Origin of the sequence: Psychrobacillus sp. FSL H8-0483 (genome assembly GCF_038637725.1) — a bacterium.
GTDB lineage: Bacteria > Bacillota > Bacilli > Bacillales_A > Planococcaceae > Psychrobacillus.
Window position 1 is genome coordinate 482,843 of record NZ_CP152052.1, and the last position, 14,390, is coordinate 497,232.

Genomic DNA, 14,390 nt, shown 5'->3' on the forward strand with positions numbered 1-14,390 from the left:
ATAAAGTCCCCCAATTAAAAATGGTATTATTCTTAAATCTAATACAAATTCATCACCGAATGGATAGGTAAATATGTTGCAAAGAACCAATGACACAGTAAAATATAATAGCGCAGTTCGTTTGTGTATAAGAATACTACCGGATCTCCTGAATACAGAAAAACAAAGGAAAAACAAGATTATTAATAAGGAAAGATTGAATAGAAAGTTCATCGTTATAGTTCCCACGGGTATACCTCTTCCCAATTGTTTATAGGTTAATAGTAACTAGAGGAAAAGTAATATTCAATAGTTTATATTAATTATTTTGAAAATTTATTTAAATTGAACAAAAAAACCAGGTATATACATGATCGGTATATGCCTGGGTGCATTTGCATTTTATTTACTTTTCTTTGTTAAAAAAAGAAACTAACTGCTTTTGAGTTGGGGCTTGAATTTTATACGTTAACTCTCTATCTCCACTATTTTCTATACGTGGAATAATGGATTCAATAACGTTGAATTTCCAAAATGAGGGCTTGCTTTTTGTGCTTTTTTCCGTTTCTGGGGTCATCATTTTTCTTTGGAAAGAATGAAGTTTTGCCATTAGGAACTTTTCTTTTATTCGAATAAGTAAATAACCTTCATCGGTCTCAGGATTAAATTTCTTCATCAGTGATTCACCTAATTCAAACGTGTTGGATTTATTTTGAACAGATGGTGAAATAACAAAGATATTTCCCTTACGAAATAGGGCAGTGTTAGATACTTGACTAAGACCTAAATCATTTATTAGAAAATCCAGGTTTACTTGGGATGCTTCACTAGCGACAGACATATAGTACCTCCTCTACTTGTACACGGACTAATACTATAAGTATACCCCATTTTGCAAGTAATATCTTTAATTTTGGGAATACTTTCTTAATAAAGGAGAAAATTATTGCTTTTTACGTAATAAAGAAGTTTAATACAAGGCTTTGTTAAAACAATCATGTTGTTATCTGCCGAAAATCCGCTCGCTTTCCGGGGTATTGGTAGCCCGTTTTTCGTATAGTAATAAATTTTGTATGTGTGTCTATAGAAAGATTAATTAATTTTAACTACCTATATTATAAAAAGACGAGGATCGTGAACAATTTAAAATTGTTCACGATCCTCGTCATTTATTTAACGATAACTTATTAGATTTGCTGAAGTTTTTTATACTTCCTACTGTAGACTCAGATATAGTTGGAGATAGGTAAAATTAACAATTGTATGTGATCGAATACTCATACACCTAGAAAAAATAGGTGCATTTAATTTCTAAAACTTTTTTCGTAATTGCGTGTCTAATAGATAAGGGTAAATAAATGAGGTGAAATCTTGAGCGAAAAGAAATTGGTGGAGAAAGCGATTAAAGGTAATGAAGATGCGTTTTTAGAACTAATCCATTCCTATCAAGAAGCATTGTATCGAACAGCAATATCTTATTTAAAAAACGAAGGAGATGCATTAGAAGCAGTCCAGGAAGTAACGTATAGGGCTTATCGCAGTTTGAAAACAGTGAAGGAGCCTGCTTACTTTAAGACATGGCTCATCCGAATAATGATGAACTATTGTCAGGATGTCATAAAGAAAAGTAAGAGGGAAGTGCTGGAGGAAAGGATACTTGGAATGCAGGGAGTAAGTGAAGATTTCACTTTTTTGGAAGTGGAAGAAGCTCTATTAAATTTATCTGATTACAATAGAGAGTTATTGCACTTGAAATACTTTGAAGATGTCAAAATAAAGGACATCGCCGTTATGTGGAATACTCCAGAAGGAACGATTAAAACACGACTACATAAGGCGTTGCGAGCATTTAGGCACAATTTTGAAGAGAAAGGGGAGATGAAACGTGTTTGAGGAGGAAAAAAAGAAATTGGAGCAGAGGAAAAGTTTAATTGATAAAGTTGATGTACCAAAGGACAAACTGTATGTTGCCGTACAAAGTGGGTTCGAGAAAGCGAAAAATGAACGAGCGTTAAAAAGAAGTATGATTAGAAAACGAAGTACATGGTCGATAGCGATAGCTGCCATCCTTCTCATCTCATTTGTTACATCTATCTCTGTATCTCCTGTATTCGCAAGTAAAGTTGCTTCGATTCCTGGTCTGGATAAGATTGTTTCTCTTATACAGCAAGATAGAGGTTTAACCGCAGCGGTAGAAAATGACTTCTATCAACCTATAAATCTGTCTCAAGAAAAGAACGGTATTACAGTAACTCTTGATGGAGTAATTGCAGATAATAAAGGAATGGTTGTATTCTATTCTGTCCAGTCAAAAGAAATAGATTTAAGCTCCCTTGAACTAAAATATATTCAATTATGGTCGGGATTACACACCAAATATTTTAGTTTTGACTTAGGTAATAATTCTCTTCCTTTGACTACTAAGGAAAATTCCGATGTTTTTAGTACATCAGAACATATTTGGAACGTAAAACAAGGGAAAGATCTCTCGTGGGTAGTAGGTTTGAAAAATGGTAATAAAATAGAACACTTTAGAATTCCATTTTCTTATAAAAAAATGACTGTGAAAAGTAAAGAAATTGAAGTCAACAAAGAAGTAACCATTGAAGGTCAAAAATTCATAGTAAAGAATCTCATCGTTGATCCAATACAAACTACAGTTAGAATAAAGGAAAATCCTAATAACTCTAAGAAACTTCTTTCTAGAGCATTTGATGAATTAAAGCTAGTGGACGAGACGGGCAGGACTTGGTCTGCTATGTCTGGAAATTCATTTAAGGTACTTTCGAAAGGGGACTTGTGGGAGGTTCCACTTAAGGAGAGCTTTTATTTCCATGATCCGAAAGAATTGACATTAACCTTTGGGAAAATTGCAGCGATGGATAAAGATGAAGCGCATATTTTAATCGATACCGAATCTAAGGAGTTTTTGGAAGAGCCTTCAAAATCGATATTCTCTAACCTGCAAGTGAAGGATAATAAAGTCAGTTTTATAGTGCAAGTCGATAAGGATTACGATAAGAATATGGTTAACTTTCATAAATTTATAGATGCTAAAGGAAATGAATTTTCTATAATTACTGGAGGGCGTACACCAAGTGTTTCTAATTATGTGAAAGGTTCAATGATAAACGTTCCTGGAGTGGGAAAGAAAATAGAATTTGAACTACCAGATAAATCTATTACAAATTTTACAAATCCAATTCGGTTGAATCTTAATTTTTACCCATCGTGGATAGAAGAGGATGTAGAAGTGGAAATAAAATAAAAAAAAAGACGAGGTTCTTAAACAATATTTCATTGTTCAAGAACCTCGTTTTTATTTATCGATATTTTGTTATGTTTATTTAATACATATTAACAATGCCCACTCGGTCTATTTTATATTCCATCGATCCAGTCGGTTGAACAGTGAAATACATTTTGTTTTCACCATTCTTTAGTAGACCTCTATAATTATTTTCTAGCTCGGCGTTAAAATACGCAATAAATTCTACTTGTGAATTGCTTCTTCCGATTTCCTTTAATTTAGTCAATTCTACTTTTTTTATTCCTTTTTTAAATTCTGTCACTTGAAAAGAAGAGTAGGGAAGGAACTGATTTTGTGCTACTTTTGAGTCAACGAGTAAATAATTGAATAGCGTTGAAATTGGATTTATATTGCCAGGAATATCTAAATTCCCATAAGGCTCTTTACTAACTCTCCAACCTGCTTTGTCAACATATTGATATTCCACAATGTACATTTGTTTTTCGTTCGTGTTTCCAATCGGAACAGTTACTCTATAGAATGTTGAATTATTATCTGTCTTCATAAATTCAGCGGTAGCTTTTGACCATTGCGCCATTGAACCACCGTCTGCTTCAATCTGTGCAAGTTTCCCATTGTATTCTATGATACCGCGGTCTTTAATAAACTGCTCGGCAGCAGCCTGTGTCATCGATTGTGTTAAATAGTTCAACAACTTAGTCTTTGTATCGATTTTGCTTGCTAGATAGCGGTACGTGTATCCATTATAGAAAAATGTTTTGTATTCACCATATCCATATTCTCCGCCGGCTTCAACGTAGCTTGTGGCTGCTTTATACTTAGCTACAAGTTCTACTGCTATTTTGTCTGTGATTGCTGTACTTTGCTCTAGTTTAGGCTCTTTGCTAACTCTCCATCCAGCTCGATCAATATATTGATATTCTACTATATATGTTTGAATTTCCTTTGTGTTTCCAATTGGAACAGTTACTCGATAAAACGTTGTATTCATATCCGTCTTCATAAATTCAGCGGTAGCTTTTGACCATTGTGCTAAAGATCCACCGTCTGCTTCAACTTGTGCGAGTTTTCCATTGTATTCGATAATTCCGCGGTCTTTGATAAACTGCTCGGCAGCAGCTTGTGTCATCGATTGTGTTAAATAGTTCAACAACTTAGTTTTTGTATCGATTTTGCTAGATAGGTAGCGATATGTGTATCCATTATAGAAAAATGTTTTGTATTCACCGCGTCCATACTCTCCACCAGCTTGAACATAGCGTGAAGCTTCTTCAAATTTTGCAGCCAGTTCGACAGCTAGTTTATTTGAAATAGCCGTGATTTTCTCTTGTTCAGGTTCTTTACTAATTTTCCATCCATCTTTTTTGAAATATTGATACTCGACTATGAAGTCTTGATTTTCACTTGTACTCCAAACAGGAACAGTTAATTGATAGTAGAAAGTATTCTTTTCTGTTTTCACATACTGTGCAGAAGCTCTTTCCCATTGCAATAAAGAACCGCCATCCACTTCTTCGACTTGTGCTAGTTTGCCCCTATACTCAATAATTCCTCGACTTTTCACAAATTGCTCTGCTTCTGAAGGAACTAAAACCTTTTCCAAGTATTTTTTTAACTCTTTTTTTGTATCTATAGAGCTAGATAAATAGCGATATGTTTTATTATTATGTGAAAATGTTTTATACTCATCTTTCTTATAGTCACCACCACGCTGTACATAATTGGATATTTTATTCAATTCAATAGCCAGATTAATTGCTTGTTTTGTAGTTAATTCATTCTTATATTTTCCCTTATGTTCCCCTTTCGAGTGTTCTTTTGCTAACACATGAGCATTTTGTGAAAATGGAATGCATAATAAGATAACGGTTAATCCAGTAATCAAAACCTTCTTAAAAATTCCAATCATTAAATAAAACCTCCATAAATTGTTTTTATTGTTAACATTTAGTTAGACGTAAAGAATACAGTTCCGTTACAACTAAAAAAAAATTTTCACCAGAGTCAATTTCATATTTCTAAATTACATGAAAAAGCATGAACAATAAATACTAAAGGAATATAACGGAATAAATATAGTTGATTTCCGCTATAGGCGGACGCTTCAATCAACGAAGTGATAAATGTTCTTATTTAAATGACAAAGTACTATTGATGAAATTAACTCACCCTATTATTAATAGTATGTATTGATAGGAATTATTCGTAAAAAAAACTGCAGCTACTCGAATTACTCGAGTATTGCTGCAGTTTTCCTATTATTATATGTCCAAAATGGTTTCTTATTTCAGTTATTTGGATTAATCTAAATGTTATTCCACAGAAACAGGTACTGGATACTTCAGAGCATTTTTTAACATTTTTTGCTGTGCCGCTTCTTTTAAATCAATGTCTAACACATTTGCCAATTGTAAAAGGTAAATGAAAACATCTGCTGCTTCATCTACGATTGCTTGCTTGTCTTTTTGAATGGCTTCCTCTGCAGAAACCCATTGAAAGTGTTCTAAAAGTTCACTTGCTTCTAAAGAAACGGAAATAGCGAGGCTTCGCGCGTCATGATTTCCACCCCAGCCTCGATCATCTCGAAACTTTAATATTTCTGCTGTCAATTCTTTCATGCTGATTTCCTCACTTTGCTAAAAAAGTATAAGTAGACATCGATTTAACATTACCGTGATTCCTTGCAGATTCCAATAAAAATATCTCTGAATGGAGCAAAGTAGTAAATTTAGAGGGTAAATGATTAACTAAATTCAGCTCTTCTTTATATTCAGCTAGTGTATACTCTATTTCCCATTTTCCATCTTGAAGCTGAGAAGAGTCAAGGGTAGTTTCAGCAGTAATTTTCCATCCTGCTCTTTCTGCAATATTTTGCAGGTCTTTAGGTGTGAAGAGTGTTCGAACATTGGATAGGCTACTTTCTTTAAAACATTCATATTGTGCTTGGATTAGTACCGATAAGAAGTGGGGAAGTTGATCATTTGTCTGAATTCTCGTGTCCCATTCAGCAAAGCATAATATGTTCCCCCATTTTTTTATTTTCTTCAGTATGTCATGTAGTTCTTCGGGGGTTTTCAAGTACCAAGAACAATGAGATAAAACAATGTAGTCAAAGGACTTTTCTGGAAATTCTACTTCGTTTGAGAGTACATTTGTTTCAAAATCAACCCGTATTCGATTACCTACCTGTGAATTTTTCAAAAAGTTAATAGAATCCCCTAAAGTAACAGGGCTTCCATAATCAGGTGAAGCTATATCAATTCCATGAATATAACCTTCATCTCCAACGATATATGCTAAAACAGCAGTAGTATCGCCCTGCCCACAGCCAATCTCTAATACTTTGCTGCCAGCTTTAATATTCCAAAAATCCACTAGTTTCATTCGATGTTCTGTTTGCACTTTTTGAATAGTTGGATCGAATTCGTTTGGTGGCATACACTTAACAATTTCTTCTATATTTCGATTATTCATACCTTCACCCCTTATACATGTATTTTACACGGAGAAGAGGAACTAGTTATATGAATTATTAGAAAAAAATAATAATTCATTTTATTTTATAGGGTGCTGTAAATGAAAAAAGCTCCTACAATGTTTCTAAAAGTAGGGGCATTTTAAATGAGTTAGCAAATATGAAGGAGCACCTCTAATGTAAAAAGAGCTTGTTTAAGGTTTACTGTGTGATCTTGTTCGAAGTGATATGGTTACACCTATTACAATAACAAAAGCACCTAATAATTGAAGGAGGTCAATACCAATTCCTAATAGGAGTAGTCCAAATATCATTGCAACAAAAGGTTCCAGGTTTAATAAAAGTGCTGCTTTTGAAGCTCCAACTTTATAGATGGAATTATTCCACAAGTATGTACATAACCCATGCATAATAATTGCTGTAATGATAAGTAACAACCAATAAGAAAATGGTACAGATAAAACAAGGTGGGTTTTATTCCAAGGGACGAAAGGAAGTAGCCCTAAAAGACCGAATATATTGCTGTACAAAGTAATGGTAGAAGGGTGTATAGATTTAGATAAATGTTGAACAAAAATCAAGAATATAGAAAAGGATATCATTGTTAAACTAATTAAGATTTCCCCTTTACCAAAGTTCGGTACAAGTAATGAACCCTTTGTTATTACTAGCCAAACACCAAGCAAAGCTAAAAAAGAACCAAGCCAAAACGGGAGAGTTTTTCTCTCTTTGAAATAATAGGAGGAGAGTAGTGCAGTAACTATCGGTGATAAAGCTAGAATTAATGCAGCAGTGACAGGCTCTGTATATTGAAGGCTAGCGTAAAAGCTCCATTGGTTCAAAGAAACTCCTATAAATCCAGCTACCGCTAGCCATATGTAGTCTTGTACGGTTAGTTTCTGAGTTTTAACATCTTTGTATGTCATGAAGAAAAGGAAAATAAGTATAAATATGAGTCGGAAAAATGCGATAATGCTAGGATCAAATACAGCAACTAAAATAGATCCAAAAACAAAGTTACTTCCCCAAGCAATGACGCATCCTAAAAGTATTAAGTAAGTAATCCATTGTTTATTCATGTTTAGTTTTGTTCCTTTCTTTCGCTCGGATGAAAGTTGAATAGAGAATGTGGGGGAGGCTCTTCCTCTATTTGTTAAGCACTGATAAACAGTTATTTAAAGTATTTCTCAAACGTGTAAAAGAGCAAATGACAGCAAAAATAGTAAGCATCCATCATATCATATAAAGCGGTGCTCCCGAAATTGCATCTTCGGGAGCTAAATTTACGAATAGGAAAGTATTAATTTTCTCATTAACCAGAGTAACACTAACATGTTGCCTAAAGTTGTAGAAGAGCGAAGGAAAGACGAACTTCACAAAATTACCGAAAAAAGATGGGAGGAAAATGACACCAGTCACTTTCCTCCCATCTAGCTACCCTACGGTAATGATGTAGTGAAAGTCAGTCCAAAGCACTTCTGAAACAAGTGCAACAGATTTGGCTTTTAAGTGCGCGATTTGCGCTTTTCTTATACTAATTCACCTTTGACCATTATTAGACGGTTTTTTGGTTTTCGAGCAACAACTTCTGCAGAAGAAGCAGCGTCAAAAAACACAAAGCTTGCATCATCTTGGATTTCTGGCCAAACTTTTTGACCCTCTTCGTTTAGGGCTAATACTCCACCAGTTACCCATTTAAGTGCGTTTCTTAGTGATTTTTCATCAATCTTACGAGTGAGTTCACTAAAACGAGTCGCTTTTTCTAATACATCACCAGTTCCATATGGACTCCATGAATCATAAAAACCATCGCAGCCGAAGTGTACTTTTACTCCGTGAGCATCTAACAGGTCGATCGGAGGGATTACTCGATTAATCGTAATCGGGACAGTAGACATAATGGCTACATCTGCTTCTGCAAGACGGTTGGCAACAACTATTTGTTGTGGAACAGGGATATCCCCAAGACAGAAGGAGTGGCTCAAAGCTGTTCTACCTTGATAGTTTGCTTGTTCTACTATATCAATCCATTTGTCCGCTGTATAATAACCGACGAAGCCTCCATCGTGTAAGTGGATGTCCACATCCGCGTTAAATTCCGTTGCGATATCCATCACTTCATATAGTGATTTCTCGATGGCATTATCGATTCCTGCAGGATCTAACCCACCAACCATTGTTGCGCCACTTCTCATAGCTTCACGCATTAATTGGGGAACGGATTCACGTAACAGTCCGTGTTGTGGGAATGCAATGATATCAGCAGTTACTTTGCCTTTAAATGAATCTAGTGCAGCAATAACGCCTTCTAAATTTTTTAACCCAATATACGGATCGATATTCACATGCGTGCGAATATGCGTAGATCCATATTGAAGAAGAGTCTCAATCATTTTCGTTGCTCGTTGCTCCGCACTATCCGCTAAAATAGATAATTCTTTTGCTTCGAAATCTAAACGCTCTTTAAGGTTTGCAACTGGAGTACAAGCTTTCCAGTCTAACGTCATATACGTTTTATCTAAATGATTATGCATTTCCTTAAAAGTAGGTAAGGCAAGCTTCCCGTGCATGTCCATCACTTCATGTCCAGCTGGGATTACTTCATTTGCTGTTAATTGATCTACAATTTTTCCATCTTCTATTTTTAGATGAAATAAAGCAGTTTCTGTTTCAACTGTTCCATTAGCTAGTAATTTTTCTCCAGTTTCTAATTTCACATTAGAAAGCCATTTAACTTTACTCATTTTGTAATCTCCTTCGCTAAAGCTCCCTCATTTGTATAAGCAATATTTCCTTTTGAAATAACATGTGTAATAGGACGTCTTCTAGCTACTGCTTGTGCAGAACATACCGCATCGAGAAGAAGCACGTTTGCTGCATCTCCTTTTTGGGGCCATACTCGACTTCCAGCATCATTAAGAGGAGTAATTCCACCTGATGCGTATTTCCAACAACGGTTTAAGGAGTATTCATCGATGAACTTGAATCTTTCTGCTAAAGTACTTAGTTTTGCAACCGTATCACCTGTTCCAAAAGGGGACCAATGATCTGTTAAACTATCATGACCAACGGAAACAGTTACACCATTTTCATATAAGTAAGGTATAGGAATAGTAGGGCGGTTAGTTGGGACAGTTGACGTAACGTCAATTGTTGTTTCTGCTAAGACAGACACTAACTCTTCTAATTCTTTTCCATGGAGATCACCCAAGGCGATTGCATGGCTAATTGTCACTTGACCTTGTTTTCTAGCTTGTTTTGTTAACTCGGCAAGCTTGTAAAATTGGAAAGCACCAAGGGAGTTTGGATCATGAATATGAATGTCTATTCCATGACCAGATTCTACGGCAATATCCATTGTAAGGTTAAGGGAGCGGTCGATATCACGGTCAATAGTAGCTGGATCGACACCACCAACTAATGTTCCTCCCATTTTCATCGCTTCGCGCATCAAAGGTTCTACCTTTGAACGTAATAGCCCGTGTTGCGGGAAAGCAACAATGTCATAAGTTACTTGGTCTTCAAACTTTTTGAAAGCTTCTTTTGTAATTTCAATATGCTTCGTTCCAATTTGAGGATCTACATTGCAATGAGAGCGGATATGTGTATGACCTTGAGAGATTAGCCACTCGATCATGTTTTCCGCTCGGTTTAAAGCAGAAGAAAGTTGAGCTGGTAGCAATTCTTGCTCTTCTTCAATTCTCGTTAAAATACCGTTTGTAATTGGTTTACAAGCTTTCCATGGTCCGCTGAAATAGGTTTTATCTACATGAATATGCATTTCTCGGAAGGAAGGCATTAATAATTTTCCGTTAGCATCGATAGTTTCGTAACCAGCGTATTGTATATTTTGTTCTATTTCTGCAATTTTTCCATCCTGAATTAGCACATCGAAAAGCTCTGTATTTGTTTGAACGATACGTCCATTTTCATATGCAAAGCCAGTTTCAAGGCGCGCATTTTTAATAAGTAGCGATTTCATTTGTTATCCTCCCAATAGTTCAAAGAGACTGGAATAGCTAACTACCAGTCTCTTTGAAGTGTTTTATTTTACAGTTACGTCTTTTAGCATTAGGTAATTCGAAGCGTCTAACCAAAAGTTATCTACATTATTACTATAAACAGCTAAAAGCTCATAGTTTCTAATTGGAACATACACAGCATCGTCCATTTCAATTTGCATTGCTTCTTTATAGATTTCTTCTCGTTTACTCGGTTCAGTTTCTACACGAGCTTGTTCGATAAGATTATCTACTACAGGGTTTTGGTAATAAAAATGATTTCCTGGTGCACCAACAGATGCTGAGTGGAACAGGTTGTATTGATTGTAGTCCCCGTCACCAGTAGCGTTACCCCATCCACCAATAAGCATTTGGTGTTCTGAATTTTCGATTTGTTGGATATATGAACCGTATTCCATTACTTGAATTTCTACATCTACACCAATGCCTTTAAGTTGAGATTGAACAACTTCAGCCATATTAATTCGTTCTTTACGGTCACTTGTTAATAGCTTAACTTTAATACCTTTATCGAAACCAGCTTCTTGTAATAATTCTTTTGCTTTGTTTACATCATATGGATAAGCTTTAACTTCTGCGCTATATCCAAATACTTGTGGACTCATCGCAACATTTGCAAGTGTTCCAACGTTATTGTAAACCCCTGAAATAATAGCTTCTCTTTCAATAGCATAACTAATTGCTTGACGGACTTTCACGTTGTCAAAAGGAGCTACTGTCGTGTTAAATCCTAAGTATTCAACAGCTAAACCATCTGTTCTGAAAAGGCTCATCTTATCAGAATTTTCAATTCGCTCAATTTCAGTAACAGGAACCTGATCAGAAATATGTGCTTCTCCACTTTCAATCATTGCAAGACGAGTAGCATCTTCCGGCACTACTTTAAATACTACACTATCAACTTTCGCTTTTTCTCCCCAATAATCCTTGTTTTTATTTAGGGTGATTGCTTGACCTGATTTCCATGAATCAAATACAAAAGGTCCAGTACCTACTGGATGTGTTGCTAATTCGTCAGGTGTTTCTTGAATCATTTTAGGACTTAGTATGCTGCCTTCATTACTTGCTAAAATAGAAAGCAATGGAGCATATGGTGTAGATAATTTAATTGTTACATGAGTGTCATCAACTACTACTACTTCAGAAATCATTCCTAATTTATCTTTTTGAGGTGATCCTGTTGCAGGGTCTAGTAATCGGTCAAATGTAGCTTTTACCGCTTCACCATTAAAAGGAGTGCCATCATGGAATTTAACACCTTCTCTTAATGTGAAATCCCACGTTAAATCATCTACTTGCTTCCATTCAGTTGCAAGTAAAGGAACAAAATTTCTATCTTTATCGAATGCAAGTAACGTTTCATATACTTTTCCGTGAACCACATTTGCAGAAGGTATATCTGTAATAAAATGTGGGTCAAGACCAGTAGCATCTGATAAGCGGACAACAACTAGTTCTCCACCTGTTTTATCGCCACTTGCTGTTTCTTTCCCGCTTTTATTTTCTTTTTCCGCTGAATTTCCTGTTGAGCACCCTTGTAAAAGAAGTACTAAAACAGAAACAAAAGCGATCATTTGAATCCATTTAAATTTCTTCATTCTGTTCCCCCTCTAACTGTTTCTTATTTTTGTTGCTAGTTCCCAATTATAAATAAAAGAATTAATAATATTTTTAAAATATTTACTATTTTTTAAAGAATTTCGACTATTCTTTTTATGTCTATTTACAATATCTCTTTTCTTATATATCGTGATGTTACCTTATTACGAAAAGGAAGAAGAACGAGGGGGTTTGTAAAATGACGATTAATAGTGCGGAAGTAGAGTCAGTAAATTTGATTTTAGCGAGAAAGAAACTTCGAAGAGAAAAATGGAAAACGTTTTTTTCATCAATAGGAAAGAATAAAGCAGCGGTGGTTGGTGGGGTGATAATTCTCCTATATATATCACTTACATTTTTAGCACCTATATTAGCTCCGTATGATCCATATGAGATTAATCTACAAGATAAGTTACAATCTCCATCTTTGGCGCATTGGATGGGGACTGATGATAAAGGGCGAGATATATTAAGTAGAATTTTATACGGCTCTAGATTATCTCTGGGGGTAGGTTTTTCTTCAGTGACTTTCGGAGCATTCTTTGGAATAGTATTAGGATTGATTGCTGGTTATTACGGAAAATGGGTGGATACAATCATTAGCCGTTGCTTAGACGTAATGCTTGCTTTCCCAGGAATTCTATTAGCACTAGCAATCATTAGTGCACTGGGACCAAGTCTTATAAATGTAACAATCGCTGTAGGAGTTTTCTCCATACCGCTATTTGCTAGAATCGTTCGAGGTTCAACGATGGAAGTGAAAAAACTAGAATATATAGATGCTATTAGAACGTTAGGAGCAAATGATTTTATCATTATTTTCCGACATATTTTACCTAATATATTGTCACCAATCATTGTACAAGGTTCGTTGCGACTTGCGACAGCTATCTTGTCAGCAGCAGGATTATCTTTCTTAGGATTAGGTGCACAACCACCATCTCCGGAATGGGGAGCAATGTTGTCTAGTGGAAGAGATTTCATTTTCAGTGCACCTTATATGGCCATTTTTCCAGGTCTTATGATAGCAATTTTAGTACTAGGGTTTAATTTATTTGGCGACGGTTTACGTGATGCTTTAGATCCTAGATCGAAAAAATAAAGGGGGGGTTCTTATGTTTTTATTTATTTTAAAACGTTTAGCGCAAATAGTACCTGTTATTTTAGGTGTCACATTAGTTGTATTTTTAATTATGCAAATGGTACCAGGTGATCCTGCGGTTATTATGGCCGGTGAAGGAGCATCAAAGGAAACAATTAATGAACTAAGAGAAGATTTAGGTTTGAACAGACCACTTCATGAACAGTATCTTTCATATATCGGCAATGTTTTTCAAGGAGATTTAGGAAACTCATTGAAAAATAACCAACCTGTAATGGATGAAATCATGGTTCGTTTACCTATTACTATGGAGCTAGCTTTCTTTAGTATTATGATCACCATTGTCCTTGGGTTAATAGCGGGAATCATATCAGCTGTACGACCATATTCCTTCTCAGACATTAGTGTAATGGTAGTAGCGTTAATCGGTATATCATTACCAAGCTTTTGGTTAGGTCTTCTTTTAATGTATGTCTTCTCTGTAAAATTACAATGGTTACCTGTAGCTGGTTGGGACAGTACGGCACATATTATTTTGCCAGCTATTACTCTAGGGGCGGGGGGAGCAGCAATTGTTGCTCGTATGACTCGTTCAAGCATGCTTGAAGTTGTGGGACAAGATTATATCCGTACGGCAAAAGCCAAAGGACTAAAAGGGCATGTCATTATTTATAAACATGCTTTAAGAAATGCGTTAATTCCTGTTATTACAGTTGTAGGATTACAATTTGGTAGCTTACTAGGCGGAACTGTTCTAGTAGAATCTGTATTTGCCATAAATGGTATAGGTAGAATGATAGTAGATTCCATACGCACACGAGATATTCCAATGGTTCAAGGTGGCGTATTAGTAGCTTCTTTAGTTTTCGTATTCGTGAATTTACTAGTAGACGTTATGTATAGAGTTTTCAATAAACGAATTGATTTGAACTAAGGGGGATA

General features: G+C 35.5%; 12 protein-coding genes. 4 read left to right on the forward strand and 8 right to left on the reverse strand.

Annotated elements, in window-relative coordinates:
- Positions 1-385 precede the first annotated feature (385 nt).
- Positions 386-820 carry a hypothetical protein gene (locus MHB48_RS02370; RefSeq protein WP_342599970.1) on the reverse strand — a complete coding sequence of 145 codons (435 nt, stop codon included), beginning with the start codon at positions 818-820 and terminating at the stop codon, positions 386-388.
- Positions 821-1,350: 530 nt separating this feature from the next.
- Here MHB48_RS02370 and MHB48_RS02375 point away from each other — a divergent pair.
- Both MHB48_RS02375 and MHB48_RS02380 read left to right on the forward strand, forming a co-directional pair.
- Positions 1,351-1,872, forward strand: a complete 522-nt coding sequence (locus MHB48_RS02375) for a sigma-70 family RNA polymerase sigma factor (protein WP_342599971.1) — start codon at positions 1,351-1,353, stop codon at positions 1,870-1,872.
- A gap of 16 nt (positions 1,873-1,888) precedes the next feature.
- Positions 1,889-3,247 carry a DUF4179 domain-containing protein gene (locus MHB48_RS02380; protein WP_342599972.1) on the forward strand — a complete coding sequence of 453 codons (1,359 nt, stop codon included), beginning with the start codon at positions 1,889-1,891 and terminating at the stop codon, positions 3,245-3,247.
- Between the two features lie 79 nt (positions 3,248-3,326).
- On the opposite strand, the gene MHB48_RS02385 is transcribed toward MHB48_RS02380, so the two are convergent.
- The 7 genes from MHB48_RS02385 to MHB48_RS02415 all read right to left on the reverse strand — a co-directional run bounded on the left by MHB48_RS02385 (position 3,327) and on the right by MHB48_RS02415 (position 12,345).
- Positions 3,327-5,159 (reverse strand): DL-endopeptidase inhibitor IseA family protein, encoded by a 1,833-nt coding sequence (locus MHB48_RS02385; RefSeq protein WP_342599973.1) that lies wholly within the window; start codon positions 5,157-5,159, stop codon positions 3,327-3,329.
- A 403-nt stretch (positions 5,160-5,562) separates the two neighbouring features.
- Positions 5,563-5,868, reverse strand: coding sequence for a nucleotide pyrophosphohydrolase (locus MHB48_RS02390; protein WP_340917449.1), 306 nt, complete (start codon positions 5,866-5,868; stop codon positions 5,563-5,565).
- A gap of 10 nt (positions 5,869-5,878) precedes the next feature.
- Positions 5,879-6,724 carry a class I SAM-dependent methyltransferase gene (locus MHB48_RS02395; protein ID WP_342599974.1) on the reverse strand — a complete coding sequence of 282 codons (846 nt, stop codon included), beginning with the start codon at positions 6,722-6,724 and terminating at the stop codon, positions 5,879-5,881.
- 195 nt (positions 6,725-6,919) lie between these two features.
- Positions 6,920-7,804: a DMT family transporter gene (locus MHB48_RS02400; RefSeq protein WP_342599975.1), complete on the reverse strand. Its 885-nt coding sequence runs from the start codon at positions 7,802-7,804 to the stop codon at positions 6,920-6,922.
- Positions 7,805-8,254: 450 nt separating this feature from the next.
- On the reverse strand, positions 8,255-9,469 hold the full coding sequence (locus tag MHB48_RS02405) for an amidohydrolase (protein WP_342599976.1): 1,215 nt from the start codon (positions 9,467-9,469) through the stop codon (positions 8,255-8,257).
- Positions 9,466-10,707: an amidohydrolase family protein gene (locus MHB48_RS02410; RefSeq protein ID WP_342599977.1), complete on the reverse strand. Its 1,242-nt coding sequence runs from the start codon at positions 10,705-10,707 to the stop codon at positions 9,466-9,468. Before MHB48_RS02410 ends, MHB48_RS02405 begins: the two co-directional genes overlap by 4 nt.
- A gap of 63 nt (positions 10,708-10,770) precedes the next feature.
- Positions 10,771-12,345, reverse strand: coding sequence for a glutathione ABC transporter substrate-binding protein (locus tag MHB48_RS02415; RefSeq protein ID WP_342599978.1), 1,575 nt, complete (start codon positions 12,343-12,345; stop codon positions 10,771-10,773).
- A gap of 200 nt (positions 12,346-12,545) precedes the next feature.
- Between MHB48_RS02415 and MHB48_RS02420 the strand changes: the two genes are divergently transcribed.
- Both MHB48_RS02420 and nikB read left to right on the forward strand, forming a co-directional pair.
- Positions 12,546-13,448, forward strand: a complete 903-nt coding sequence (locus MHB48_RS02420; protein WP_342599979.1) for an ABC transporter permease subunit — start codon at positions 12,546-12,548, stop codon at positions 13,446-13,448.
- 13 nt (positions 13,449-13,461) lie between these two features.
- Positions 13,462-14,382 carry a nickel ABC transporter permease gene (gene nikB, locus MHB48_RS02425; protein ID WP_342599980.1) on the forward strand — a complete coding sequence of 307 codons (921 nt, stop codon included), beginning with the start codon at positions 13,462-13,464 and terminating at the stop codon, positions 14,380-14,382.
- Positions 14,383-14,390 lie beyond the last annotated feature (8 nt).